Source organism: Streptomyces sp. NPDC046203 (assembly GCF_040646255.1).
In the GTDB taxonomy this organism is placed as follows: Bacteria; Actinomycetota; Actinomycetes; order Streptomycetales; family Streptomycetaceae; genus Streptomyces.
Genome location: NZ_JBEYZX010000006.1, coordinates 177,667 through 203,614 on the forward strand (window position 1 = coordinate 177,667; position 25,948 = coordinate 203,614).

The following is a 25,948-nucleotide window of genomic DNA, read 5'->3' on the forward strand; positions in this document are numbered from 1 at the left end:
CCCTGACCGGCTCGCCCGACCGGCTCACCCGCCCCCGACCGGCTCCCCCTTCCGCTGCACCGGATACTCGTCCGCGTAGTGCAGCAGCTCGGTGAAGCGCTGATCGCGTACCACCGCGAGCAGTTGCGCCGGCGTCACCGGCGCCGAGACGTTCTCCGACGGGCCGACGGAGAGCAGCACATGGCTCCTGCCGTACGCGGTGACGACCATCGCCCCCCGCGTCTCGGTCTTGTTCACGGGCATCGCCCACACCTGCGCGGTCCGGTCGCCCTCCAGGTCGACGACCTCGCAAGTGGTCTTCTTCTGCGGGGAGTTCAGGCAGTCCTGAAGCCGCTCGCCCTCGGCCGGCCGGATGGACAGCTTCACCGGGAACGCCGTGCCGTCCACCGTGATCCGGTAGTCCGACACCTCGCCCGCGACCGGCCGGATGTCCGTGACGGACGCCGGGAGCAGTTCGTCGAGGAGGGCCGACACCTGCTGCTGGAACTGGTCCTGCCGGGTGCGTTCCCCTTCCGGGAGCTTCTCGGGCGCGGTCTGGCCCGGGGACGGGCGGATCTGGACGGGCGTGTGGTAGGCGGAGGGGAAGACGGCGGGCGGGGCCGCGGGCGCCGCGCCGCCGGGGTCGCCCCCGGACAGCAGGGAGAAGCCGAGCGTGGCGGCGGTCACCGTGCCGAAGACCCCGCCGACGGTGGCGATCCGGGCCCGCGCGCGGCGTTTGCGGCCCAGCCGCACCGCGACGGGCGTGAGGTCGGGAAGCGGGGGAAGCTCGTCGGTCGTGCGGTCCATGGCACGTCGGAGCATCATGACGTCGATGTCGTCCATTCGGGCTCCTCAGCTTCCGATGGGGTGGCGGTGGTGGCCGTGGTGGCCGTGGTGGCCGTGGTGCTGGTCGAGTCGGGTGTCGGCGGAGGTGTAGAGCTCGGCCTCACCAAGGTGTTCCCGGAGCCTGGCCAGTGAGCGCGAACACTGGCTTTTGACCGTCGCCTCGCTGCAGCGCAGGAGCGAGGCGACGGTCTCCACACTCAAGTCCTCCCAGTACCGCAGGACGACCATGGCGCGGGCTCTGGGCGGGAGCTCGGCCAGCGCGGCGAGCAGCGTGACCCGGAGGTCGGGCTGCTCGGTGGTCCGCGCCGGGCCGAGCCCGCCGGTCTTGGTGAAGGCGAGCAGATCGCGCAGGCGGCGTCGCCGTTCGGCGAGGAACGTGCGGGTGAGCACGGTCTTGGCGTAGGCGTGCGGGTGGTCCGCCGCCGTGGCCCGCCGCCAGTGCTGGAAGAGTTTGGCGAGGGTCGTCTGCGTGAGGTCGCGGGCGGTCTCCGCGTCCCCGCACAGCAGGTATGCGGTGCGGTACAGCCGCGTCTGCGCGGAGCGGGCGAACTCCTCGAACCCGGCCTCCGTGCCAAGCGGTGACGGCATCTCGCTCCCTTCGTCTGCACTGTCACCCCTCCTTGAGCACGCTCGCGGGGGAAAGGTTGAAGCGGTTCGCGAGATTTTTTTACGGCGGGAGTGCCGGGCCCGGGGCCCGTCCCCGCCCGCACGGGGAGCGGCTGCCACAATGGGCTGGTGAGCCGAGCATCCCTGGACAAGCAGCCGCACGAAGTCGCCTCGATGTTCGACGACGTCGCGGCGAACTACGACCTCACCAATGACGTGCTCTCCCTCGGGCAGGACCGGCGCTGGCGCAAGGAGGTCGCGAAGGCGGTCGACGCGCGGCCCGCGCAGAAGGTCCTCGACCTGGCGGCCGGGACGGCGACCTCCTCGCAGCCGTTCGTCCGCGCCGGGGCGTACGTCGTGCCCTGCGACTTCTCGATCGGCATGCTCCGGGTCGGCAAGCAGCGCCACCCGTGGATGCCGTTCACCGCCGGCGACGGCATGCGGCTGCCGTTCAAGGACGACGTCTTCGACGCGGTGACGATCTCCTTCGGCCTGCGCAACATCCAGGACACGGACGCCGCGCTGCGCGAGCTGTACCGGGTGACGAAGCCCGGCGGACGGGTCGTGATCTGCGAGTTCTCGCACGCGACGTGGAAGCCGTTCCGGGTCGTGTACGAGGAGTACCTGATGCGCGCGCTGCCGCCGGTCGCGCGCGCCGTGTCGTCCAACCCCGACGCGTACGTCTACCTCGCCGAGTCCATCCAGGACTGGCCCGACCAGCCGACCCTCGCGGGCAAGATGACGAAGGCGGGCTGGTCGAAGGTGGCGTGGCGGAACCTGACCGGCGGGATCGTCGCCATGCACCGGGGCTTCAAGGCGTAAACCGCCGCAATAGACTGCGATCGCCGCGATCGCGCGACCGCAGGCCCCTTGATCCTCGATCCTCTGATCCTTGGGTTCTTCGATCCTGGGGCCTTGATCCCGGATCTCCTGATCCTCGGGTCCCTTTTTCTTCGCTTTTCCTTCGTTTTTCTTCGTTCCTTTGTTCCTTCGACCTCTCCGGGAGACTCTGCCGTGACCGCGCAGCCCCTGTCCGAGCACACCGCGGACGTGATCGTCGTCGGGGCGGGCCCGGCGGGCTCGACCACCGCGTACTACCTGGCCAAGGCCGGACTCGACGTCCTGCTCCTGGAGAAGACCGCGTTCCCGCGCGAGAAGGTCTGCGGCGACGGTCTCACCCCGCGCGCCACCAAGCAGCTCGTGTCGATGGGCATCGACATCTCCGAAGAGGCCGGCTGGCTGCGCAACAAGGGCCTGCGGATCATCGGCGGCGGCGTCCGGCTGGAGCTGGACTGGCCGGACCTCGCCTCGTACCCGGACTACGGACTCGTCCGCAAGCGCGACGACTTCGACGAGCTGCTCGCCCGGCAGGCGCAGAAGGCCGGCGCGCGGCTGTACGAGCGCTGCAACGTCAGCGGCCCCGTCATCGACCAGCGCACGGGCCGGATCACCGGTGTGACCGCGAAGCTCGGCGAGGAGAAGCGCCAGGTCACCTTCAGCGCGCCGCTGGTCGTCGCCGCCGACGGCAACTCGACGCGGCTGTCGCTCGCGATGGGCCTGCACCGGCGCGAGGACCGGCCGATGGGCGTCGCCGTCCGGACGTACTTCACCACCCCGCGCCACCAGGACGACTACCTGGAGTCCTGGCTGGAGCTGTGGGACCGGCGCGGCGCCGAGGACCGGCTGCTGCCCGGCTACGGCTGGATCTTCGGCATGGGCGACGGCACCTCCAACGTGGGCCTCGGCATCCTCGACTCCTCCTCCGCCTTCCGCGAGCTGGACTGGCGCGAGGTGCTGAAGGCGTGGTGCGCGTCCATGCCGGAGGACTGGGGTTTCACCCCGGACAACATGACCACCCCGATCCGCGGCGCCGCGCTGCCGATGGCCTTCAACCGGCAGCCGCACTACACCCGCGGTCTGCTGCTCGTCGGCGACGCGGGCGGTCTGGTCAACCCGTTCAACGGCGAGGGCATCGCGTACGCCATGGAGTCCGGCCAGATCGCGGCCGACGTCATCGTCCAGGCGCACGCCCGCTCGACCCCGGCCCAGCGCGAACTGGCGCTGCGCAACTACCCGCAGATCCTCAAGGACACTTACGGCGGCTACTACACGCTGGGCCGCGCCTTCGTGAAGCTCATCGGCAACCCGAAGATCATGAAGATCGCGACCCAGCGCGGTCTGACGCACCCGCTGCTGATGAAGTTCACGCTGAAGATGCTGGCCAACCTGACCGACCCGACGGGCGGCGACGCGATGGACCGCATCATCAACGGTCTGTCGAAGGTGGCGCCGAAGGCGTAGGCGCCGCTGGGGCGGGGCTCCGGCCTGTCGCTCGGGCCGGTCGCTCTGGCCGGTCGCTCTGGTACGTGACCGTGGCCCGTCACTGTGCTCCGTCGCTGGCGGGCATGGTGGCGGGCCACTGGCGTTGGGCGGGGTGGCGGACCGGCGGGCCGGTACGGCGGGCTCGGCGATTCGACGCGAGGGTCTACGACGGCGGGCCGGTGCGACCGGCGGGCCGGTACGGCGGGCGGGCCGAGTGGCCCGGGGCGCCGAGTCGGCGGAGGTGGCAGGACGGCCGGCGTGTGGGGCGCCGGCTCGTACGCGGGGTCAGCCGGCGAGCAGCAGGGACCCTGGGGCCCGCTGTACGGGAACGCGCAGCTCGGCGGCCATGGCCGGGGCTCCGCTCAGGACCTTTTCCGGCACCCTCTGGCGGCAGGTCTGGCACGGCCAGACCGCCTCGGTGAGCAGGGCGAGCAGATGGAGCTGGGCGCGGGACAGACCCCCCAGTTTCTCCCGCATGTTGGTGACATGGAATTTGACGGTGCGCTCGGTGATGCCGAGGTACTCGGCGAGATCCGTGTTGGACTCGCCGCCGGGCATCGCGGACAGGACCTCGACCTCGCGTTCGGTGAGCGAGTCGAGGTGGCGTAACGCACGGGTGACCGGGTTGATCCGGGCGGATCGGGTGTCCGGCTGAGCTGGATTGGGACCGCAATACGGGCAGCAACGAAGCATGTGTCTCCCCCCAGAGACGGCGTTCGTGGACACCGGCGCGACGGAGTCGACCGGCGTGGCTCCTTACGGAACGGTAACCGGATCGCGTCGCGAAAGATTGCCCATATCGACAGACCGAGATGTTTTCGGGACGTTCCCGTGGCCGGATACGGTTTCGCCGCAGTGCGGAACGGGGCGGGTGGACCGCCCCGTCTCGGCGCCCCGGAACTCAGCCGGCCAGTGTGGCGGCGAGCTTCAACCGCTCGTCGAGCTCGGTCTTCGCCTGGTTCAGGGCTTCCGCGTTCTGCTCCATGTTCCGCTTCTGGTAGGCGGTTTCGACGGTGTACCAGATGCCGACAAGGTTGGCCCGTTCCTTACAGGCGATGTCCTGCCGGGCGGCGGCGATGGCCCGGGGACTTCCGTACGTGTTGGGGTCGAGGCCGAGATCGTGCTGCGGACTGACCGGATCGCCGGTCTTGTAGCCCTTCTCCGCCATACAGGCGGACCACGCCTTGATGGCGGCGCTGACCCGGGAGTCGTCGTGGGCACGGGAGAAGGCGTCCCCCGCCATGTTGGTGACGAACATGATGTCCTGGGCGCCCTTCTTCGGCGCGTAGATCTTCAGGTAGCCCTCCCGGATGCAGCCGCCGATGGGCACCTTCTTCCCGCCCAGCGTCTTGCCGCTGTCCGTGGCCTCCGACTCCTCCAGGCTCATCGGCTGGGCACCCTTGTAGTCCGGTCCGCCGAGGGCGAGTTCGCCGCTCGCGCTGAGCTTCGGGTTGAGCGGCTTGGCGGGCGGCGCCACGCCCCGGTTCGGGGTGTAGCCGTAGCGGGCCGCGGCCGTGGCGTCGGTGAGTCCGTAGCGGCCCTCGTTGCCGGAGCGGCCGGAAGGGGGCGTCTGCCGCATGGTGTAGGTGAAGCCGAAGCGCGCCATGCAGTCGCTGGTCACCCGGGCCTGGGCCTGCTCCAGCTTGCGGTTCTGCTCGGTGGTGGCCATGTAGCTGTCGAGCGGGTACGAGAGGTCGGCCGCCGACAGCAGCTTGGGAATCGTCCCGATCGCGGGTTCCTTCGTGGTGTCGCCGCCCTTGTCACCGGGGTCGGAGGAACAGGCGGTGAGGAGCGCGGCACTCAGGAAGAGGACGGTCGCGCGAGCGGCGAAGGGACGCATGGGTGCTCCAAGGGCGTGTGCGTGTCTACCATGGGAGCAGCCGTTGCTCTGCCCGCCTCATTCGGGCGGAGCAACGGCTGCTGTGGTGCTGCGTGTTGCGTGCCACGTACGTCAAGGGAGCGAGGCTACCCCGACGGCGCGGCGACGAAGCCGACCGTCAGGATCAACGGGCCTTGTAGTAGTACGCGGACGAGATCTCGTTCTTGAAGGTGGTCGAGGCGTTGCCGCTGTAGCCGGCCGGGATGCTGCCCTCGATGCCGCCCGCGTCGGCGTTGGTGTAGACCCACCACGTGTTGCTGTCACGGTTCTTGTACGAGGCGGTGTTGTCGTTCACGTTCTGGCCTGCGCCGTTGCCCGGGCCCGCGAAGTAGTCGTTGATGAAGTTGGCGTCCGAGAGGAAGAGGTCGAAGACGGCCCCGCCCTGGTTCGAGTTGTAGTACAGGCCGAACTCGCCGGTCTCCAGAACGCCGTTCTTCCCGGTGGCGGCGGAGGCGGAGCCGGCGGTGGCGAGCGCGCCGGCGCCGAGCGCGGCGAGCGCGACGGTCGTGGCGGCGATCCGACGAAGTGCAGTGCGCTGCATGTCGTTGCCTTTCCCTGGCTGGTGATGGAGTGAATGCTGGGGCCCGATCGGGCCGTTCACATACGACCATCGCCAACTCGGCGGACGCTACTGTCCGTTGAGACAGTTACCGGGGTGAGGCGGGCGGGTCTATCCTCGGCATGGTCGGGGCGCCTTCCGGGCGCCCGGCCATTCGCGCAGGGGCCTTGTACGTGGCGTAGCGCAACGTCGCGTCGGCCCCCTCCCGCGCGTTCCCATGATGCCCCGTGACGGGTGATCTCCCGTTGGAAGGACCGTTTCTGATGAGACGCCTCATGGCTGTTCCCGTGCTGATCCTCGCCCTCGGGCTCGGGGGGTGTTCGAGCGACGGGGATGGCGCACCCCGGTCCGCGCCGAACACGGACAAGACCTCCGCCGCCCCCGCCGAAACGTCGGCGGCTCCCTCCGCGGGCGCCTCGCCGGACACCGCGGCCTGGGCCGCGTACTACGACTGCCTCGGCGCCCAGGGCCTCAAGCTCCAGGACAAGCACGGCGAGAAGCACGTCGACAAGGACGCCAACACGAACGAGGCCATCGCCGCGGCGGAGAAGCAGTGCGCCGCGAAGATGCCCGGGCCCGCGAAGCCCGACTCCGCGAGCCTGGAAGCGGCGAAGAAGGTGTCCGCCTGCGTGCGCGAGAAGGGCGTCACGGACTACCCGGACCCCGATCCGGCGACCGGTGACGTCCCGCTCAGCGGTGACCTCGCCACCCGGATGAAGAGCGATCCGAAGGTGATCGCCGCGCTGAAGGCGTGCAGCCCCACCGCCGTGGGTTCCGGCGGGACGGTCGTCGGTGGCTGACGACACTCCGCCCGCTACGGCGAAGGCTCCCGAGACCCCGGGGACACCCGGGGCCTCGGGGGCCCCCGGCACCTCCGGCACCCCCGGCGGCGACGCCGGGGGTGCCCGGATGTCCCGGCGCCGCGTCTGGGTCGTCGCCCTCGTCGCGGGGGCGGTCGTCCTGACCGGCGCCGGAGTGGCGGCGACCGCGCTGATCCGGTCGCCCGCACAGGTCGCGGCGGACGCCGAACCGCCGCCGCAGGACGTGCTCATCGCGCGGGTCGAGAACCGGGTCCTCGCGGAGACCGTCGTACTGCGCGGCTCGGTCGTGGCGGGCCAGTCCGTCCAGGTCGCCCCCGTCGCCGCCGGCGGCGAGGGCGGTGCCGCTCCCGTGGTCACCAAGGTGTCGGTCAAGAGCGGGGAGGCGGTGCGCGCGGGCAAGGTCCTCATGGAGGTCTCCGGCCGTCCCGTCTTCGTCCTGCCCGGCAGCCTGCCGGTGTACCGGGACCTCAAGCCCGGTGCCAGCGGCGACGACGTGCGCCAGCTCCAGGACGCGCTCGCCGGCCTCGGCCACGGCCGGGGCGGCGACGCCGCCGGCACCTTCGGCCCCGGTACGAAGAGCGCGGTCAGGGCGTACTACTCCGCCATCGGCTACGACCCCAGGCCCGCCGTCGACGACGACGGCGCGGCCGTGACCGGCGCCCAGGCGTCCGTCACCGGCGCCGAACGAGCGGTCGTCGACGCCCGCGACGCGCTCGCGGCCAACACGGACGAGACCCAGGACAAGCCGCTGAAGAAGGCCCGCGACCGGGCCATCGAGGACCTCGGCACCGCGCGCCTGGCGCTCGCGAAGGCGGAGGCTGCCGCCGGACCGATGGTCCCGGCGGCCGAGGTCGTCTTCGTCCGGGCCTTCCCGGCCCGGGTCGCCGGGGTGTCGGCCCGGCCGGGCTCGCAGGTCTCCGGCACGGCGATGACGCTCTCCTCCGGCAAGCTGATGGCCCAGGGCTATCTCCAGGACTACCAGAAGGGCATGGTCCGTTCCGGGCAGAAGGTGCGGATCGTCGACGAGTCGACGGGGCGGGAGACGGCCGGCCGGGTGGTGTCGGTCGCGAACGACCCCACCCGGCAGGACCAGCAGTCCGCCCCGCAGGACTCGGGATCCGGGGGCAACGGCACGGGCGGCGGGGGAGGGGACAGCGCCCAGGGCAACGGCGCCACCGGCTATCTCTTCACCGTCGACCCCTCCCGCGAACTCCCCTCCGGCCTCGCCGGGCAGGAGGTGCGCCTTACCATCGAGGCCGCCTCCACCGACGGCAAGGCACTGGTCGTCCCGATCACGGCGGTCTCCGCCGGAGTCGACGGCAAGACGGTCGTCACCACGGTCGACGGCACCGGCCGGCAGACCCGGATCGAGGTGCGCACCGGCACCACCGGCGACGGCTACGTCGAGGTCGTCCCGCGCACCGGGGGCGTCCTCAAGGAGGGCGACAAGGTGGTCACCGGGGTGAACCCGGGCGCTGCGGGGGCCGGTTCGGCGGGTTCGGCGGGTTCGTCGGGGGCAGCGGGATCGGCCGGAGCGGCGGGGAACTCCAAGGGGTCGTCGTGAGCGGGGCCGCCGGCGACCGGGACGTCCCCGTCATCGAGTTCCGAGGGGTGAGCCTGACCTACCCGGGCCCGCCGCCCGTCGCCGCCTTGCGGCCGTGCGAACTGACCGTACGGAAAGGCGAGTTCATCACCGTCGTCGGTCCGTCCGGCTCGGGCAAGTCGACCTTCCTGAATGTCGCGGGACTGCTCGACATGCCCACCGGCGGTACGTATCTCCTGGACGGCATCGACACGGCGGCGCTGCGCGACGGCGAGCGGACGGCCCTGCGCGGGCGACGGATCGGCTTCGTCTTCCAGTCCTTCCACCTCCTGCCGCACCGCAGCGCCACCGAGAACGTGATGCTCTCGATGGTGTACTCGGCGGTGCCGCGCGCCGAACGCCGGGTCCGGGCCCGTACCGCTCTCGAACGGGTGGGCCTCGCCCACCGGGCCGAAGCGCAGCCCGGCCGGCTGTCCGGCGGCGAACGCCAGCGGGTGGCCATCGCCCGCGCCCTGGCCGGCCGGCCCTCGCTGCTGCTGTGCGACGAGCCGACCGGCAACCTCGATTCGGACAACGCCGGTTCGGTCCTCGACCTGCTCGGCGAACTGCACGCCTCCGGCATGACGATCGTGGTGATCACCCACGACTCGGAGGTGGCGGAGCGCGGCGAGCGCACGGTGACGATCCGCGACGGCATGCTGAGCGAGTCGGGGGGAGCGGGCGGGTCGGGCGGGTCGGGGCCGGGTGAACACGGCTTGTCCGGTGCGCAGTTGGGTGAGACGGCGGCGAGGGAGGTACGGGAATGAGACGAACCCGCAAGGAAGAACGCCCCCTTCTGGACGACCTCTTGGGTCAGGACGACGGCCGACCCGACGAAGGCCCCCGCGAGGAAGACGACACCCCCGAGGAAGACGACACCCCCGAGGACGTCGGCCCCCGTAAGAAGGCCGGCCCCCGCTGGAAGGCCGGCCGCCGGCGGCACCGGATCGTCGAGCCCTCGCGGCTGACCACCCGCGACGTCCTCGCCGAGGCCGTCGCCGGAATGCTCCAGCGGCCCGGCCGCTCGGTGCTCACCGCGCTCGGCACCGTCCTCGGCGTCGGGACGTTCGTGGCGATCCTCGGGCTGACCGCGACCACGTCCTCGCAGATCGACGCGCGGTTCAACCTGCTGACGGCCACCGAGGTGAGCGTCGAGGACGTCGCCCAGGACCAGAACGAGTTCGCCGGACCCGCCTTCCCGGCGGACGCGGACGCCCGGATCGGGCGGCTCGGCGGGGTCGAGGCCGCCGGGGTCTACTGGACCGTCCGGCTGGATCCCGGCACGGCCGTCCGTTCGGCGCCGGTCGGCGACAGCCAGGGCGGCGAGCAGATCGATGTCGTCGCCGCGTCCCCCGGGGTGCTGCGGGCGGCGTCGCCGACCCTCTCCCAGGGGCGTCTGTACGACGAGTTCACGTCCCGGACCGGGCAGCCGGTCGCGGTGCTCGGCAAGTCGGTCGCGGCCCGGCTCGGCATCACGACCCTGGAGACCCGGCCGGCGGTGTTCATCGGCGACGAGCCCTTCACGGTCGCCGGGATCATCGACGACGTGAAGCGCCGGGCCGACGTCCTGATGTCGGTGACCGTGCCGAGGACCACCGCCGAGAAGCTGTGGGGCACGCCGGACCCGGGCGAGGCGAAGATGCTGATCACGACGGCGACGGGCGCCGCGACCCAGATCGCCCACGAGGCGCCGGTCGCGCTGCGCCCGGACCACCCGGAGTATCTGAAGGCCATCCCGCCGCCGGATCCGAAGACGCTGCGCGCGGGTGTGACCGGGGACCTCGACCAGCTGTTCCTGCTGCTCGCGGCGATCTGTCTGGTGATCGGCGCGGTCGGCATCGCCAACACCACGCTCGTCGCGGTCCTCGAACGGACCGGGGAGATCGGCCTGAGACGCGCCCTCGGCGCCCGAGGCCGGCACATCACCGTCCAGTTCCTCACGGAATCGGGGGCGCTGGGCGCGGTGGGCGGTCTCGTCGGCACGGCGCTCGGGGTGTCGACGGTGATCGTGGTGGCGCTCGTACGGGACTGGACCCCGGTCATGCACACCGGGATGGTGGCCGCGGCCCCGGTCGTCGGCCTCGTCACGGGGGTCGTCGCAGGTCTGTACCCGGCCTGGCGGGCCTCGCGCATCGAACCGGCGGAGGCGCTGCGCCGCTGAGCCCCCACCGTCACCCCGGCATCCCTCGCCCCGGCCGCCCTCGGATACGCGGGTGCCCCGCCACCTCCACGAGGCGGCGGGGCACCCGCGTGCCCGAAGGCCGCGAGGATCAGCGGGCCTTGTAGTAGTACGCGGAGGAGATCGCGTTTTTGAAGGTCGACGATGTGTTGCCGCTGTAGCCAGCCGGAATGCCGCCCTCGATGCCGCCCGCGTCGGCGCCGGTGTAGACCCACCAGGTGGCGCTGTCCCGGTTCCAGAGCGACGTGATGTTGCCCTGCACCGGCTTGCCCTTGCAGGTTCCGGCGACGAATTGGTCGTCTCCGAAGTTGCTGTCCGAGGTGTACAGGTCGAAGACGGAATCAGAGGAACAGAAGAACCCCATCTCGCCGCTCTCCAACACCCCGTTCTTCCCGGTGGCGGCGGAGGCGGAGCCGGCGGTGACGAGCGCGCCCGCGCCGAGTGCGGCGAGGGCGACGACGGTGCCGGCGATACGGCGGAGTGCGATGTGCTGCATGGCGTGGCCTTCCGGTAGCTGGTGCCGATGTGTCCGCTGCGGCCCGGAGCGGGCCGGGTCTCATACGAACACCGCCGATGCCGGTGTGCCTACTGGCCGCGGGGACAGTTCACCGCGGGGAGGGACCGTGGCAGCTCCCGGCACGCCGAAGGGCCGCCGCTCCCCTCAAGGAGCGACGGCCCTTCGCCGTACGAACGTATGCGTGCGTGCGTCCGCGCGAGCAGCGCCGGATCAGCGGATCCGGACCGCGCCCGAGCTCCGCTGGATCAGAAGATCCGGACCGCGCCCGACGGCGGGTCGTAGCTCAGCGGGCGCTCGACGACGCCGGTCGAGGAGTTCTGCGCGCCGACGAAGTTGCCGCCGCCGACGTAGATGGCGACGTGGTACGAGCTGCTGCGGCCGCCCCAGTAGAGGATGTCGCCCGGCTGAAGGTTGCTCAGGGAGACCTCGGTGCCCCGCATCGACTGCGAGCTGGAGACGCGCGGCAGGTCGATGCCGGCCTGGCGGTAGGCGGCCTGGACGAGGCCGGAGCAGTCCCAGGAGTTGGGGCCGGTGCCGCCGGAGACGTAGGCGTCGCCGATCTGCGCGCGGGCGAAGGCCACGATCGCGGCGGCGGAACCGGTGGCGACCTGCGAGCTGCTGGAGCTGGAGCCGGCCGAAGTCCCGTTGGAGGTCGGGGTGGAGGAGACCGTCGAGCCCGCGGAGTACGAGGCCGTCTGCGCGAGCGCGGTGCGCTGGGCGTCGCGGGAGGCGCGGGCCTCGGCGTCGGCGCGGGCCTTGGCCTCCTTCTCCGCGCGGGCCTTCTCGGCGCGCTCCGCCTCGGCCTTGCGCTCGGCCTCGGCCTTGGCCTTCTTGGCGTCCTTCGCGGCCTTCTGGAGGGCCGCGTCCTCCCGCGCCGCGAGGTCCTGGTGCAGGGCCTCCTGCTGGCTCGCCTCGACGGAGGCGGAGACCGCGCTGGCGATGTCGACGTCGATGGAGGCCAGGGTGGGCATCTCCAGGGTCGTCTCGGTCACCGTTTCGGCGGACGCCGGGGTGGCGGCGCCGGCCACCGCGATGGTGCTGAGCACGCCACCGGCGACTCCGGCGCGCAGCGAGAGCTTCGAAGCGCTGCGGCGGGGCTTCCGGTGGCTGGGTATGTGAGCGGTGGTGTGGGACATGGGAACAACCGCTATCAGGGCATCAGGGTTCCCTTCAAGAAACGTGGTCTGCGCCACAGTTGCCCTTGGAGGGGCTGAATCCGCTTCTTCCGGCGTCTTATTGACGGCGTAACGGGCAAAACGGGCACGGCCTCAGAGGCTCTTGATCACGCACTTTCAATGAAAAGTCCGAATTGCCCGCCACTTACCATCTCTTCACTTCGATGGCCAAGCCCCGTTCTTGAGGCCCCGACAGGCGTGTGACGCAGGTCACGATCTTGGTCGCCCCGGAGCCTTCGCGTCCACCTCGGTCCGGCGAGCCCCCCGACCGGGCGATGGCCGGTTCTTTATCATCCGGGCCCGTCTCGTCGCCAATTTGCGTGCACTCCCCACCTCTTGATAGAGCGACACCCCTTCCGACCAGCGAATTCGAGCGTGAATCTCACCTCTAGTGATCACTTGCGCGCTGGACGCGACAAGATCACCACTCATATGGCTTCATGATCGTTCGTCAGGTGGTGAAGATCACAAAGCTGTTGGCGTACCCCGTGTCGCAGATCACAGAAGGTCAGGCTTAAGATACGCGGACGTCGGGCTTGTGAACTGCCTCACATGGTGGCGATCTTCCGCGAGGCTCCCCGAAGCTCCGCGACCCGGCAGTGCGGTCCAACGGTCAAGGACGACTGGAAGGAGCGAGGAGCGTGAATGCGTACGCGCCCATCCTCGTGCTCGGTGCCCTGGGAGCGGGGTTTGCGATCTTCTCCGTGGTCATGGCCACGCTTATCGGGCCAAAGCGGTACAACAGGGCGAAACTTGAGGCGTACGAGTGCGGCATCGAGCCCACTCCTACGCCGGCCGGAGGCGGTCGCTTTCCGATCAAGTACTACCTGACGGCGATGCTCTTCATCGTCTTCGACATCGAGATCGTCTTCCTCTACCCCTGGGCGGTCACCTTCGACGCCCTGGGGATTTTCGGGCTCGTGGAGATGCTGCTCTTCGTGCTCACCGTCTTCGTCGCCTACGCGTACGTGTGGCGGCGCGGCGGCCTGGAATGGGACTGAGGGGCTTTAGGAGCACTCATGGGACTCGAAGAGAAGCTGCCGAGCGGGTTTCTGCTGACCACCGTCGAACAGGCCTCGGGCTGGGTACGGAAGTCCTCCGTCTTCCCCGCCACCTTCGGCCTGGCGTGCTGCGCCATCGAGATGATGACGACCGGCGCGGGCCGTTACGACCTGGCCCGGTTCGGCATGGAGGTGTTCCGCGGTTCCCCGCGTCAGGCGGACCTGATGATCGTGGCCGGCCGGGTCAGCCAGAAGATGGCGCCCGTGCTGCGGCAGGTGTACGACCAGATGCCGAACCCCAAGTGGGTCATCTCCATGGGCGTGTGCGCGTCCTCGGGCGGCATGTTCAACAACTACGCGGTGGTGCAGGGCGTCGACCACGTCGTCCCGGTCGACATCTATCTGCCGGGCTGCCCGCCGCGCCCGGAGATGCTGATGGACGCGATTCTCAAGCTGCACCAGAAGATCCAGACCTCCAAGCTCGGCGTGAACGCGCGGGAGGCGGCCCGTGAGGCGGAGGAAGCGGCGCTGAAGGCGCTGCCGACGATCGAGATGAAGGGCCTTCTCCGTTGAGTGACGAGACTCCGAATCCGGAGAAGGATCTGAGCAGTCAGAACCTTCCCGGTCAGCGTGGCGACCACGGCGAGGAGGTCCGCGTCCAGCGCGGGATGTTCGGCGCCAACAATGGTGGCGACACCTCCGGTTACGGAGGGCTCGTCCGTCCCGTACGACTGCCGGGGCCGGCCTCCCGCCCGTACGGCGGCTGGTTCGACGAGCTCGCCGACGAACTGGAGGGCGCCCTGGAGGAACAGGGCCTGGTCCCCGAGAACGCCATCGACAAGACGGTGATCGACCGGGGCGAGCTGACCCTCCACATCGAGCGCGAGCACCTGGTCCGCGTCGCCCGCACCCTGCGCGACGACCCGGCGCTCCGGTTCGAACTGTGCATGGGCGTCTCCGGCGTCCACTATCCCGGCGACAAGGGCCGCGAGCTGCACGCCGTCTACCACCTGCGGTCGCTCACCCACGGCCGGACGATCCGGCTGGAGGTCTCGGCGCCCGGCGCCGACCCGAGGATCCCGTCGATCGTGTCGGTCTATCCGACCAACGACTGGCACGAGCGCGAGACGTACGACTTCTTCGGCATCGTCTTCGACGGCCATCCCGCCCTCACCCGGATCATGATGCCGGACGACTGGCAGGGCCACCCGCAGCGCAAGGACTACCCGCTCGGCGGCATCGCCGTCGAGTACAAGGGCGCCCAGATCCCGGCTCCGGACCAGCGGAGGTCGTACTCGTGACCACCAGCCACAGCACCCCCGGCACCACCCCCGATGCCGATCCCGACGCCACCCCCGACGCCTCGTCCGCGCGCGAGACGACGGAGGGCACGGTCTACACCGTCACCGGCGGCGACTGGGACGAGGTCGTCCGCTCCGCGGCGAAGGCCGACGACGAGCGCATCGTCGTCAACATGGGTCCGCAGCACCCGTCCACCCACGGTGTGCTCCGGCTCATCCTGGAGATCGACGGCGAGACCGTCACCGAGGCCCGCTGCGGCATCGGCTATCTCCACACCGGCATCGAGAAGAACCTCGAATACCGGACCTGGACGCAGGGCACCACCTTCGTCACGCGCATGGACTACCTCACCTCGTTCTACAACGAGACGGCGTACTGCCTCGGCGTGGAGAAGCTGCTCGGCATCACCGACCAGGTCCCGGACCGCGCCAGCGTCATCCGCGTCCTGCTGATGGAACTGAACCGGCTCTCCTCGCACCTGGTGTGCATCGCCACCGGCGGCATGGAGCTGGGCGCCACCACGATCATGATCTACGGCTTCCGGGACCGCGAGCTGATCCTGGACCTGTACGAGCTGATCACCGGCCTGCGCATGAACCACGCGTTCATCCGGCCCGGCGGCCTCGCCCAGGATCTGCCGCCCGGCGCCGTCGACGCCGTCCGCGAGTGCGTGAAGACCCTGAAGAAGAACCTGCCGGAGTACGACAAGCTCGCCACCGGCAACCCCATCTTCAAGGCCCGCATGCAGGACGTCGGCTATCTCGACCTCACCGGCTGCATGGCGCTCGGCGCCACCGGACCGATCCTGCGCTCGGCGGGCCTCCCGCACGACCTGCGCAAGACCGACCCGTACTGCGGCTACGAGAACTACGAGTTCGACGTCCCGACCACCGACACCTGCGACGCGTACGGCCGTTTCCTCATCCGCCTGGAGGAGATGCGCCAGTCGCTGCGGATCGTCGAGCAGTGTCTGGACCGGCTGGAGCCCGGCCCGGTCATGGTCGGCGACAAGAAGATCGCCTGGCCCGCGCAGCTCGCCCTCGGCCCCGACGGTCTCGGCAACTCCCTCGACCACATCAAGAAGATCATGGGCACCTCCATGGAGGCCCTGATCCACCACTTCAAGCTGGTCACCGAGGGCTTCCGGGTCCCGGCCGGGCAGGCGTACGCGGCGGTCGAGTCGCCCAAGGGCGAACTCGGCGTGCATGTCGTCTCCGACGGCGGCACCCGTCCCTACCGGGTCCACTTCCGCGACCCGTCCTTCACCAACCTCCAGGCCATGGCCGCGATGTGCGAAGGCGGCCAGGTCGCCGACGTCATCGTCGCCGTCGCGTCCATCGACCCCGTGATGGGAGGCGTCGACCGATGACAGACGGGACCCCCGCCCGCCCCGCGGCCGGCCAGCCCGGTCCGATCCCCGGCCAGACCAGTCTCGGCATGCCCCAGCTGCCCGCGCCCGACTACCCGGCCGAGGTCCGCGCCCGGCTGGAGGCGGACGGCAAGGAGATCATCGCCCGCTACCCGGACTCCCGTTCCGCGCTCCTGCCGCTGCTGCACCTGGTGCAGGCGGAGGAGGGCTACGTGACCCGTACGGGCATGCGGTTCTGCGCCGAACTGCTCGGCCTGACCACGGCCGAGGTCACCGCCGTCGCGACCTTCTACACGATGTACCGGCGCAAGCCGTCCGGCGACTACCAGGTCGGCGTCTGCACCAACACCCTGTGCGCGGTGATGGGCGGCGACGCGATCTTCGAGACGCTGAAGGAACATCTCGACGTCGAGAACGACGAGACGACCGAGGACGGCAAGGTCACCCTCGAACACATCGAGTGCAACGCGGCCTGCGACTTCGCGCCCGTGGTGATGGTCAACTGGGAGTTCTTCGACAACCAGACGCCCGAGTCGGCCACCGCGCTCGTCGACGACCTGCGCGCCGGCCGCCCCGTCTCGCCCACCCGCGGCGCGCGGCTGTGCACTTTCAAGGACACCGCTCGGATACTGGCCGGCTTCCCCGACGAGCGCCCCGGCGCCGTCGCGGAGAGCGGCGGCGCGGGCCCGGCCTCGCTGGTCGGACTGCGGCTCGCCAAGGGCGAGACCCCGCAGCAGGCCACGCGGCAGGCCGCCCGCCAGGCCACGCGCCAAGACAAGCAGCGGGCCCAGCAGCAGGAACAGCAGCAGTCGCAGGCCCGGGTCGTGGGCCCGCGCGGCGAGGCAGCCAGTGAGGAGGGGGAGTGATGACCTTGGCGGCCGAGATCAACAACAGCAGCCCCGAGAAACTGCTCTCACCCGTCCTGTCGGCCTTCTGGGACCAGCCCGATTCCTGGACCCTGGAGACCTACCGGCGGCACGAGGGCTACGAGGGTCTGCGCAAGGCCCTCGCGATGTCGCCCGACGACCTCATCGCGTACGTCAAGGCGTCCGGTCTGCGCGGACGCGGCGGCGCCGGCTTCCCCACCGGCATGAAGTGGCAGTTCATCCCGCAGGGAGATGGAAAGCCGCACTATCTGGTCGTCAACGCGGACGAGTCGGAGCCCGGCACCTGCAAGGACATCCCCCTTCTCTTCGCCAACCCGCACTCCCTCATCGAGGGCATCGTGATCGCCTGTTACGCGATCCGGTCCAGCCACGCCTTCATCTATCTGCGTGGCGAGGTCGTGCCCGTGCTGCGCCGGCTGCACGAGGCCGTGCGGGAGGCGTACGCGGCGGGTTACCTCGGCCGGGACATCCTGGGCAGCGGTCTCGACCTCGACCTCACCGTGCACGCCGGCGCCGGCGCGTACATCTGCGGCGAGGAGACCGCCCTGCTCGACTCGCTGGAAGGACGGCGCGGCCAGCCCCGGCTGCGACCCCCCTTCCCCGCGGTCGCCGGTCTGTACGCGTGCCCCACTGTGGTGAACAACGTCGAGTCCATCGCCTCTGTTCCCGCGATCCTGAACCGGGGCAAGGACTGGTTCACGTCGATGGGCACCGAGAAGTCCCCGGGCTTCACGCTCTACTCGCTCAGCGGCCATGTCGCCTCGCCCGGCCAGTACGAGGCCCCGCTCGGCATCACCCTGCGCCAACTGCTCGACATGAGCGGCGGGATGCGGCCCGGCCACCGGCTGAAGTTCTGGACCCCGGGCGGCTCGTCCACCCCGATGTTCACCGACGAGCACCTCGACGTCCCGCTCGACTACGAGGGCGTCGGCGCCGCCGGCTCCATGCTCGGCACCAAGGCGCTCCAGTGCTTCGACGAGACCACCTGTGTGGTGCGCGCCGTCACCCGCTGGACCGAGTTCTACGCGCACGAGTCCTGCGGCAAGTGCACGCCCTGCCGGGAAGGCACCTACTGGCTCGTCCAGTTGATGCGCGATATCGAGGCCGGCAAGGGCGTGATGTCGGATCTCGACAAGCTGAACGACATCGCCGACAACATCAACGGCAAGTCCTTCTGCGCCCTCGGCGACGGCGCCGCCTCGCCGATCTTCTCGTCCCTGAAGTACTTCCGCGACGAGTACGAGCAGCACATCAGGGGCAAGGGCTGCCCCTTCGACCCCGCCAAGTCGACCGCCTGGGCCGACAGGAACCGGGAGGTGAACGCATGACCGTCAGCACGTCCGCCGCCTCCGGGAGCGGCGCCGAGGCAGTGCCCGAGGACCATGTCACGCTGACCATCGACGGCGCCGGGATCTCCGTCCCCAAGGGGACCCTGGTGATCCGCGCCGCCGAGCAGCTCGGCATCGAGATCCCCCGGTTCTGCGACCACCCGCTGCTCGATCCGGCCGGCGCCTGCCGCCAGTGCATCGTCGAGGTCGAGGGCCAGCGCAAGCCGATGGCCTCGTGCACCATCACCTGCACCGACGGCATGGTGGTGCGCACCCAGCTGACGTCGAAGGTCGCCGAGAAGGCCCAGCACGGGGTGATGGAGCTGCTGCTCATCAACCACCCGCTGGACTGCCCGGTCTGCGACAAGGGCGGCGAGTGCCCGCTGCAGAACCAGGCGATGTCGCACGGTCAGGCCGAGTCCCGCTTCGAGGGCCGCAAGCGGACGTACGAGAAGCCGGTCGCGATCTCCAGCCAGGTGCTGCTCGACCGCGAGCGCTGTGTGCTGTGCGCGCGCTGCACCCGCTTCTCGAACCAGGTCGCGGGCGACCCGATGATCGAGCTGATCGAGCGCGGTGCGCTCCAGCAGGTCGGCACCGGCGAGGGCGACCCGTTCGAGTCGTACTTCTCCGGCAACACGATCCAGATCTGCCCGGTCGGCGCGCTCACCTCCGCCGCGTACCGCTTCCGCTCCCGCCCCTTCGACCTGGTGTCGTCGCCGAGCGTGTGCGAGCACTGCGCGGGCGGCTGCGCGACCCGTACCGACCACCGGCGCGGCAAGGTCATGCGGCGGCTCGCCGCCGAGGACCCCGAGGTCAACGAGGAGTGGATCTGCGACAAGGGGCGGTTCGGTTTCCGGTACGGGCAGCAGCGCGACCGGCTGACGACGCCCCTGGTCCGTAACAAGGACGGCGTGCTCGAACCCGTGTCCTGGCCGGAGGCCCTGGAGGCGGCGGCCCGCGGTCTGGTGCGCGGGCGTTCGGGTGTCCTGACCGGCGGCCGGCTGACCGTCGAGGACGCGTACGCCTACGCCAAGTTCGCGCGGGTCGCCCTCGACACCAACGACGTCGACTTCCGGGCCCGGGTCCACTCCGGCGAGGAGGCCGACTTCCTGGCCGCCACTGTCGCCGGACGGGGCCGGGACCTGGACGGCAGCGGCGTCACGTACAGCTCGCTCGAAGCCGCCCCGGCGGTGCTCCTGGTCGGCCTGGAGGCCGAGGAGGAGGCGCCCGGCGTCTTCCTGCGGCTGCGCAAGGCATGGCGGAAGAAGGGGCAGAGGACCTACTCCATCGCGGCATATGCCACTCGTGGTCTGGAGAAGGCGGGCGGCACCCTGCTCGCCGCCGCGCCCGGCACCGAGACCGAGTGGCTGGACGCCCTCACCTCCCGTGTCGGCCTCTCGCAGAGCGGTTTCGCCGCCGCCGAGGCGCTGCGGGAGAAGGGCGCCGTGATCGCGGTCGGCGAGCGGCTCGCCGCCGTCCCCGGCGCGCTCACCGCCGCCGTCCGGGCCGCCACCGCCACCGGCGCGTCCCTGGTGTGGATCCCGCGCAGGGCGGGCGAGCGCGGCGCCGTCGAGGCGGGCGCCCTGCCGACGCTGCTGCCCGGCGGCCGGCCCGCGACCGACCCCCGCGCGCGTGAGGAAGTCGCCGCCGCCTGGGGCGTACGCGAACTGCCCACCGGCTTCGGCCGCGACACCGGCCACATCGTGGAGGGCGCCGCGAGCGGCGAACTCGCCGCGCTGCTCGTCGCCGGTGTCGACGTGGACGACCTGCCGGACCCGCTACGCGCGCGTGAGGCGCTGGAAGCGACCTTCGTCGTCTCCCTGGAGCTGCGCCCGGGCGCGGTCACCGAGCGGGCCGACGTGGTGCTGCCGGTCGCGGCGGTCGCGGAGAAGGCCGGCACGTTCCTCGACTGGGAGGGCCGGGCCCGGCCGTTCGAGGCCGCGCTGAAGCCGGAGCAGATGACCCGCGCGCTCGCGCCGACCGACGCGCGCGTGCTGCACATGCTCGCCGACGCGCTCGACGTCCATCTCGCCCTGCCCGACCTGGTGTCGATCCGGCGCGAGCTGGACCGGCTGGGCGGCTGGAGCGGCGAGCGGGCCTCCGGCCCCTCGGAGCCGGGCCGGTCCGCGGCCCGTCCGGGCGAGGGCGAGGCGGTGCTCGCCGGCCATCGGCTGCTGCTCGACCTCGGCCGGCTCCAGGAGGGCGACGAGGCCCTGGCCGGCACCCGGCACGCCGCCGTCGCCCGGCTGTCCGCCGCGACCGCCGAGGCCACCGGCGTCAAGGACGGCGACGTCCTCGCCGTCACCGGCCCCGCCGGGTCCACCGAACTGCCGCTGGCCGTCACCGAGATGCCCGACCGGGTGGTCTGGCTCCCGCTGAACTCGGGCGGCCGCGGCGTCCTCGCCGACACCGGCGCCCGCCCCGGCGACCTGGTCCGGATCGGCCCGGCCGCCCCGGCCGCCACCCCGACGGAGGTGCAGGTGTGAACACGCCGCTCGCCGCCGAAGACCTCTCCCTGTTCGGCACGGACCCCTGGTGGCTCGTCGTCGTCAAGGCCGTCTTCTGCTTCGCGTTCCTGATGGTGACCGTGCTCTTCTCCATCGTGTGGGAGCGCAAGGTCGTGGCCTGGATGCAGCTGCGCGTCGGCCCCAACCGGCACGGCCCCTGGGGCCTCCTCCAGTCCCTCGCGGACGGCATCAAACTGATGCTGAAGGAGGACGTGATCGTCAAACGGGCGGACAAGGTCGTCTACGTCCTCGCCCCGATCGTCGCCGCCATCCCCGCGTTCATGGCCATCGCCGTGATCCCGTTCGGCCCGGCCGGCAACGAGGTGTCGATCTTCGGCCAGCGCACCACGATGCAGCTGACCGACCTGCCGATCGCGATGCTGTACGTCCTCGCGGTCGCGTCCGTCGGCATCTACGGCATCGTCCTCGCGGGCTGGTCCTCCGGCTCGACGTACCCGCTGCTCGGCGGACTGCGCTCGGCCGCGCAGATGATCTCGTACGAGATCGCGATGGGCGCCGCGTTCGCCTCCGTCTTCCTCTACTCCGGGTCGATGTCGACCTCGAAGATCGTGGAGGCGCAGGCCGACCGCTGGTACATCGTGCTGCTGCCGGTCTCGTTCATCATCTACATCGTCACGATGGTCGGCGAGACCAACCGCGCCCCCTTCGACATGCCGGAGTCCGAGGGTGACCTGGTCGGCGGCTTCAACACCGAGTACTCGTCCATCAAGTTCGCGATGTTCATGCTCGCCGAGTACGTCAACATGGTGACCGTCTCGGCCGTCGCGACCACCCTCTTCCTGGGCGGCTGGCGGGCCCCGTGGCCGATCTCGGGCTTCTGGGAGGGCGCCAACCACGGCTGGTGGCCGATGCTGTGGTTCGTCCTCAAGGTGCAGCTGCTGCTGTTCTTCTTCATCTGGCTGCGCGGCACCCTGCCCCGCGTCCGCTACGACCAGCTGATGAAGCTCGGCTGGAAGATCCTCATCCCGGTCTCCGTGGTGTGGCTGATGATGGTCGCCACCGTCCGGGCGCTCGGCAACGAGGGCTACGACTTCCGGACCATCGTGCTGTCCGTCGCCGGAGCCGTCCTCGGAGTGCTCCTGCTCTCCTTCGTCGTGGACGTCTTCCGCGACAAGAAGGCCAAGGCGGACGCCGGGGCCGACCGCGAGACGCCCTTCGACCCGATGGCGGGCGGATTCCCCGTACCGCCCAAGCCCGGACAGTCCCTGCCGCCCGTACCGAGGCGCCGGTCCCGCCAGGAGCGGGAGCTGATTGTCAGTGGTGGCCCCGATACTGCTACTGCGAGTGAGGGAAAGGAGACGGACGGTGTCTGACTTCCAGAATCCGGTGGCCGGTTTCGGCGTGACCTTCAAGGCCATGTTCAAGAAGCGGCTGACCGAGCAGTACCCGGAGCAGCAGAAGACCACGGCGCCCCGCTTCCACGGCCGGCACCAGCTCAACCGTCACCCCGACGGTCTGGAGAAGTGCGTCGGCTGCGAGTTGTGCGCGTGGGCCTGTCCGGCCGACGCCATCTACGTGGAGGGCGCGGACAACACCGACGAGGAGCGCTACTCCCCGGGCGAGCGGTACGGGCGGGTCTACCAGATCAACTACGCCCGCTGCATCCTGTGCGGCCTGTGCATCGAGGCGTGCCCCACGCGCGCGCTGACGATGACCAACGAGTTCGAACTGGCCGACTCCTCCCGCGAGAACCTGATCTACACCAAGGAGCAGCTGCTCGCGGGGCTCGACGACGTCATGGTCGACACCCCCCACGCCATCTACCCGGGCATGGACGAGCAGGACTACTACCGGGGCCTGGTGACGGAGGCCGCGCCCGGCACCGTCCGCCAGGTCGCCGTCTCCAAGGGCGAGACGGGCGAGCAGGGCGAGATGCGTGAGAAGGGCGAGAAGGGCGAGAAGGGCGAGAAGGGCGAGAAGGGCGAGCACGAGGAGGTGGACGCGTGAGCGCGCACCTCGATCTCGCGGCCGCTCCGCTGGCCGCCGCTTACACGACCTCCACGGGCGAGGCGTTCCAGTTCTGGGTCCTCGGAGTCGTCGCCGTCCTCGGCGCCCTCGGCACGATCCTGCTGCGCAAGGCCGTCCACTCGGCGCTCTGCCTCGCCGGCACCATGATCGTCCTGGCGGTCTTCTACCTGGCCAACGGCGCGTACTTCCTCGGCATCGTCCAGATCGTCGTCTACACCGGCGCGATCATGATGCTGTTCCTCTTCGTCGTCATGCTGGTCGGCGTCACCGCCGCCGACTCGGTGAAGGAGACCATCAAGGGGCAGCGCTGGTGGGCCGCCCTGTGCGGGCTCGGCTTCGGGATCCTGTTGATCGCGGGTATCGCGCACGCCTCCCTGAAGGACTTCACCGGCCTCGGCGCGGCGAACGCGGCCTACGGCGGGAACGTCGAGGGCCTGGCCGCCCTCGTCTTCACCAAGTACGTCTTCGCCTTCGAGATCACCGGCGCGCTGCTCATCACCTCGGCGGTCGGCGCGATGGTCCTCACCCACCGCGAGCGCACCGAACGCGCCCGCACCCAGCGCGAGTTGTCCGAGCAGCGGGTCCGCGAGGGCGCGCACCTGCCGCCGCTGCCCGCGCCCGGTGTCTACGCCCGGCACAACGCGGTGGACATCGCCGGTCTGCTGCCCGACGGCACCCCGGCCGAACTGACCGTGATCTCGACCCTGCGCAAGCGGGGCCAGATCCGGGACGTGTCCCGCGAGGCGATGGCCGACCTGAAGGCGCTGGAACAGCGCTCGGCGGAGCGGCTCGGCCGAGGCGGTCGGGATGACCTCGGTGGCCGCGGCGACCTCGGCGGCCGGGACGGCGCCGAGGGCCGGGACCTGGTCCGGGACGAAGAGGAGGCCACCCGGTGAACCCCGTCAACTACCTGTATCTCTCCGCCCTGCTGTTCACCATCGGCGGTGTCGGGGTGCTCATCCGGCGCAACGCGATCGTGCTCTTCATGTGCGTGGAGCTGATGCTCAACGCCTGCAACCTCGCGTTCGTCACCTTCTCCCGTCTGCACGGCAATCTCGACGGTCAGGTCATCGCGTTCTTCACGATGGTCGTCGCCGCCGCGGAGGTCGTCGTCGGACTCGCCATCATCGTGTCCGTCTTCCGTGCCCGTCACTCGGCCTCGGTCGACGACGCCAGCCTGATGAAGCTGTGAGGGGCTGACCGTGGACAACCTGATTGCGCTGCTCGTCGCGGCGCCCCTGCTCGGAGCGGCCGTCCTGCTGTGCGGCGGCCGCCGGCTCGACAAGATCGGGCATCTGCTCGGTACGGCGCTGGCCGGCGTCTCGTTCGTCATCGGCGTCGTCCTGTTCGCCGACATGCTCTCCAAGAGCGCCGACGACCGGGCCCTGCACCAGCTGCTGTTCACCTGGATCCCGGTCGAGGGCTTCCAGGCGGACATGGCCTTCCAGCTCGACCAGCTGTCGATGACCTTCGTGCTGCTGATCACCGGCGTCGGCACGCTCATCCACGTGTACTCGATCGGGTACATGGAGCACGACGAGCGCCGCCGCCGCTTCTTCGGATATCTGAACCTGTTCGTCGCGGCGATGCTCCTGCTCGTCCTCGCCGACAACTACCTGCTGCTGTACTTCGGCTGGGAGGGCGTCGGCCTCGCCTCGTACCTCCTCATCGGATTCTGGCAGCACAAGCCCAGCGCGGCGACCGCCGCGAAGAAGGCGTTCCTGGTCAACCGGGTCGGCGACATGGGCCTGTCGATCGCGATCATGCTGATGTTCACCACCTTCGGGACCTTCGCCTTCAAGCCGGTCCTGGAGGCCGCGGGCGGTGCCACCGAGGGCAAGCTGACCGCGATCGGTCTGATGCTGCTGCTCGCCGCGTGCGGCAAGTCGGCCCAGGTGCCGCTGCAGTCCTGGCTCGGTGACGCGATGGAGGGCCCGACCCCGGTCTCGGCCCTCATCCACGCCGCCACCATGGTCACCGCCGGCGTCTATCTGATCGTCCGTTCCGCCGACATCTTCAACGCGGCGCCGGACGCCCGGCTCGTCGTCACCATCGTCGGCGCGGTCACCCTGCTCTTCGGTGCGATCGTCGGTTGCGCGAAGGACGACATCAAGAAGGCGCTCGCCGGCTCCACGATGTCGCAGATCGGCTACATGATCCTCGCGGCCGGTCTCGGACCGATCGGCTACGTCTTCGCGATCATGCACCTGGTCACGCACGGCTTCTTCAAGGCCGGGCTCTTCCTCGGCGCCGGTTCGGTCATGCACGGCATGAACGACGAGGTCGACATGCGGAAGTTCGGCGGCCTGCGCACGTACATGCCGGTCACCTTCGTCACCTTCGGCCTCGGCTATCTGGCGATCATCGGCTTCCCCGGGCTTTCCGGCTTCTTCTCCAAGGACAAGATCATCGAGGCGGCGTTCGCGCAGGGCGGCACCGAGGGCTGGATCCTCGGCTCGGTCACCCTGCTCGGCGCGGCCATCACCGCGTACTACATGACCCGCGTGATGCTGATGACCTTCTTCGGCAAGAAGCGCTGGCAGCCCGACGAAAAGGGCGAGCTGCCGCACCCGCACGAGTCGCCCCGCTCCATGACGCTGCCGATGATCCTGCTCGCGGTCGGCTCGGTGGCCGGCGGCGCGGTCTTCGAGTTCAGCGGCTTCACGGAGTGGCTGGAGCCGGTCACCGGCTTCAGCCACGGCCACCCGCCGATCAGCGCCGGAGTCGTCACCACCGCCACCATCGTGGTGATGCTCCTCGGCGTCGGCCTCGCCTATCTCCACTACGGGCGCGCCGAGGTCCCCGCGGTTGCCCCGCGCGGCTCGCTGCTCACCCGGGCCGCCCGCCGCGATCTGCTCCAGGACGACCTGAACCACGCCGTCTTCGTGACCGGCGGCACCCATCTGACCCGCTCCCTCGTCTACGTCGACCACACCCTCGTGGACGGAGTGGTCAACGGCACCGCGGCCTCGGTCGGGGGGCTTTCCGGCCGGCTGCGCAAGCTCCAGAACGGCTACGCGCGGTCGTACGCGGTCTCCATGTTCGGAGGCGCGGCGGTGCTCATCGCCGTGACCCTGCTGATGAGGGCGGTGTAATCCCC

Annotated in this window: 25 protein-coding genes; 18 read left to right on the plus strand and 7 right to left on the minus strand. The window is 70.3% G+C overall.

Annotation, left to right across the window (positions count from 1 at the left end; translation table 11 throughout):
* Positions 1-24 precede the first annotated feature (24 nt).
* A complete protein-coding gene (locus ABZ990_RS07680) occupies positions 25-822 on the minus strand; it encodes a hypothetical protein (protein ID WP_361226846.1) in 798 nt (265 codons plus the stop codon).
* 9 nt (positions 823-831) lie between these two features.
* Complete coding sequence (locus tag ABZ990_RS07685) at positions 832-1,413, minus strand: SigE family RNA polymerase sigma factor (RefSeq protein ID WP_361226849.1); 582 nt, start codon at positions 1,411-1,413, stop codon at positions 832-834.
* 147 nt (positions 1,414-1,560) lie between these two features.
* Between ABZ990_RS07685 and ABZ990_RS07690 the strand changes: the two genes are divergently transcribed.
* Both ABZ990_RS07690 and ABZ990_RS07695 read left to right on the plus strand, forming a co-directional pair.
* Positions 1,561-2,253 carry a demethylmenaquinone methyltransferase gene (locus ABZ990_RS07690; RefSeq protein ID WP_361226852.1) on the plus strand — a complete coding sequence of 231 codons (693 nt, stop codon included), beginning with the start codon at positions 1,561-1,563 and terminating at the stop codon, positions 2,251-2,253.
* A gap of 192 nt (positions 2,254-2,445) precedes the next feature.
* A complete protein-coding gene (locus ABZ990_RS07695; protein WP_361226855.1) occupies positions 2,446-3,732 on the plus strand; it encodes a geranylgeranyl reductase family protein in 1,287 nt (428 codons plus the stop codon).
* 306 nt (positions 3,733-4,038) lie between these two features.
* Here the strand turns inward: ABZ990_RS07695 and ABZ990_RS07700 are convergent, their stop codons facing one another.
* The 3 genes from ABZ990_RS07700 to ABZ990_RS07710 form a co-directional block, all read right to left on the minus strand.
* Positions 4,039-4,446 (minus strand): helix-turn-helix transcriptional regulator, encoded by a 408-nt coding sequence (locus tag ABZ990_RS07700; protein ID WP_361226858.1) that lies wholly within the window; start codon positions 4,444-4,446, stop codon positions 4,039-4,041.
* Positions 4,447-4,654: 208 nt separating this feature from the next.
* Positions 4,655-5,593, minus strand: coding sequence for a hypothetical protein (locus ABZ990_RS07705; RefSeq protein WP_361226861.1), 939 nt, complete (start codon positions 5,591-5,593; stop codon positions 4,655-4,657).
* 163 nt (positions 5,594-5,756) lie between these two features.
* Positions 5,757-6,173, minus strand: coding sequence for a peptidase inhibitor family I36 protein (locus tag ABZ990_RS07710; RefSeq protein WP_361226864.1), 417 nt, complete (start codon positions 6,171-6,173; stop codon positions 5,757-5,759).
* A gap of 293 nt (positions 6,174-6,466) precedes the next feature.
* Here ABZ990_RS07710 and ABZ990_RS07715 point away from each other — a divergent pair, with 293 nt between their 5' ends.
* From ABZ990_RS07715 to ABZ990_RS07730, 4 genes are read left to right on the plus strand one after another with little or no spacing between them, the layout of a single operon-like run.
* On the plus strand, positions 6,467-6,991 hold the full coding sequence (locus tag ABZ990_RS07715; RefSeq protein ID WP_361226867.1) for a hypothetical protein: 525 nt from the start codon (positions 6,467-6,469) through the stop codon (positions 6,989-6,991).
* Positions 6,984-8,576, plus strand: a complete 1,593-nt coding sequence (locus ABZ990_RS07720) for a peptidoglycan-binding protein (RefSeq protein WP_361226870.1) — start codon at positions 6,984-6,986, stop codon at positions 8,574-8,576. The genes ABZ990_RS07715 and ABZ990_RS07720 overlap by 8 nt, the downstream gene beginning before the upstream one ends.
* Entirely contained in the window at positions 8,573-9,361 is a 789-nt protein-coding gene (locus tag ABZ990_RS07725; protein WP_361226873.1) for an ABC transporter ATP-binding protein, read from the plus strand. Before ABZ990_RS07720 ends, ABZ990_RS07725 begins: the two co-directional genes overlap by 4 nt.
* Complete coding sequence (locus tag ABZ990_RS07730) at positions 9,358-10,755, plus strand: ABC transporter permease (protein ID WP_361226876.1); 1,398 nt, start codon at positions 9,358-9,360, stop codon at positions 10,753-10,755. Before ABZ990_RS07725 ends, ABZ990_RS07730 begins: the two co-directional genes overlap by 4 nt.
* Before the next feature lie 109 nt (positions 10,756-10,864).
* Here ABZ990_RS07730 and ABZ990_RS07735 read toward each other — a convergent pair whose 3' ends face one another.
* Positions 10,865-11,269, minus strand: a complete 405-nt coding sequence (locus tag ABZ990_RS07735; RefSeq protein ID WP_361226879.1) for a hypothetical protein — start codon at positions 11,267-11,269, stop codon at positions 10,865-10,867.
* A 266-nt stretch (positions 11,270-11,535) separates the two neighbouring features.
* Positions 11,536-12,426, minus strand: coding sequence for a C40 family peptidase (locus ABZ990_RS07740; RefSeq protein WP_361226882.1), 891 nt, complete (start codon positions 12,424-12,426; stop codon positions 11,536-11,538).
* Positions 12,427-13,106: 680 nt separating this feature from the next.
* Here ABZ990_RS07740 and ABZ990_RS07745 point away from each other — a divergent pair.
* The 12 genes from ABZ990_RS07745 to nuoL all read left to right on the plus strand — a co-directional run bounded on the left by ABZ990_RS07745 (position 13,107) and on the right by nuoL (position 25,943).
* Positions 13,107-13,466: an NADH-quinone oxidoreductase subunit A gene (locus tag ABZ990_RS07745; RefSeq protein WP_003992243.1), complete on the plus strand. Its 360-nt coding sequence runs from the start codon at positions 13,107-13,109 to the stop codon at positions 13,464-13,466.
* An 18-nt stretch (positions 13,467-13,484) separates the two neighbouring features.
* Complete coding sequence (locus ABZ990_RS07750; protein ID WP_361226884.1) at positions 13,485-14,039, plus strand: NADH-quinone oxidoreductase subunit B family protein; 555 nt, start codon at positions 13,485-13,487, stop codon at positions 14,037-14,039.
* On the plus strand, positions 14,036-14,767 hold the full coding sequence (locus ABZ990_RS07755; RefSeq protein ID WP_361226887.1) for an NADH-quinone oxidoreductase subunit C: 732 nt from the start codon (positions 14,036-14,038) through the stop codon (positions 14,765-14,767). Before ABZ990_RS07750 ends, ABZ990_RS07755 begins: the two co-directional genes overlap by 4 nt.
* Positions 14,764-16,137, plus strand: a complete 1,374-nt coding sequence (locus ABZ990_RS07760) for an NADH-quinone oxidoreductase subunit D (protein ID WP_361226889.1) — start codon at positions 14,764-14,766, stop codon at positions 16,135-16,137. Before ABZ990_RS07755 ends, ABZ990_RS07760 begins: the two co-directional genes overlap by 4 nt.
* A gap of 68 nt (positions 16,138-16,205) precedes the next feature.
* Positions 16,206-17,003 carry an NADH-quinone oxidoreductase subunit NuoE gene (gene nuoE / locus ABZ990_RS07765; protein ID WP_361227012.1) on the plus strand — a complete coding sequence of 266 codons (798 nt, stop codon included), beginning with the start codon at positions 16,206-16,208 and terminating at the stop codon, positions 17,001-17,003.
* Positions 17,000-18,352 (plus strand): NADH-quinone oxidoreductase subunit NuoF, encoded by a 1,353-nt coding sequence (gene nuoF, locus ABZ990_RS07770; RefSeq protein WP_361226892.1) that lies wholly within the window; start codon positions 17,000-17,002, stop codon positions 18,350-18,352. The genes nuoE and nuoF overlap by 4 nt, the downstream gene beginning before the upstream one ends.
* The gene (locus ABZ990_RS07775) at positions 18,349-20,838 is read left to right on the plus strand and encodes an NADH-quinone oxidoreductase subunit G (RefSeq protein WP_361226895.1); all 2,490 of its coding nucleotides are present in this window, start codon (positions 18,349-18,351) and stop codon (positions 20,836-20,838) included. Before nuoF ends, ABZ990_RS07775 begins: the two co-directional genes overlap by 4 nt.
* Positions 20,835-22,193 carry an NADH-quinone oxidoreductase subunit NuoH gene (gene nuoH / locus ABZ990_RS07780; RefSeq protein ID WP_361226898.1) on the plus strand — a complete coding sequence of 453 codons (1,359 nt, stop codon included), beginning with the start codon at positions 20,835-20,837 and terminating at the stop codon, positions 22,191-22,193. The genes ABZ990_RS07775 and nuoH overlap by 4 nt, the downstream gene beginning before the upstream one ends.
* Positions 22,186-22,827, plus strand: coding sequence for an NADH-quinone oxidoreductase subunit NuoI (gene nuoI / locus ABZ990_RS07785; protein ID WP_361226901.1), 642 nt, complete (start codon positions 22,186-22,188; stop codon positions 22,825-22,827). The genes nuoH and nuoI overlap by 8 nt, the downstream gene beginning before the upstream one ends.
* The gene (locus tag ABZ990_RS07790) at positions 22,824-23,744 is read left to right on the plus strand and encodes an NADH-quinone oxidoreductase subunit J (protein WP_361226904.1); all 921 of its coding nucleotides are present in this window, start codon (positions 22,824-22,826) and stop codon (positions 23,742-23,744) included. The genes nuoI and ABZ990_RS07790 overlap by 4 nt, the downstream gene beginning before the upstream one ends.
* Positions 23,741-24,040, plus strand: coding sequence for an NADH-quinone oxidoreductase subunit NuoK (nuoK, locus tag ABZ990_RS07795; RefSeq protein WP_361226907.1), 300 nt, complete (start codon positions 23,741-23,743; stop codon positions 24,038-24,040). The genes ABZ990_RS07790 and nuoK overlap by 4 nt, the downstream gene beginning before the upstream one ends.
* A 10-nt stretch (positions 24,041-24,050) precedes the next feature.
* A complete protein-coding gene (gene nuoL, locus ABZ990_RS07800; RefSeq protein WP_361226910.1) occupies positions 24,051-25,943 on the plus strand; it encodes an NADH-quinone oxidoreductase subunit L in 1,893 nt (630 codons plus the stop codon).
* Positions 25,944-25,948: the final 5 nt, after the last annotated feature.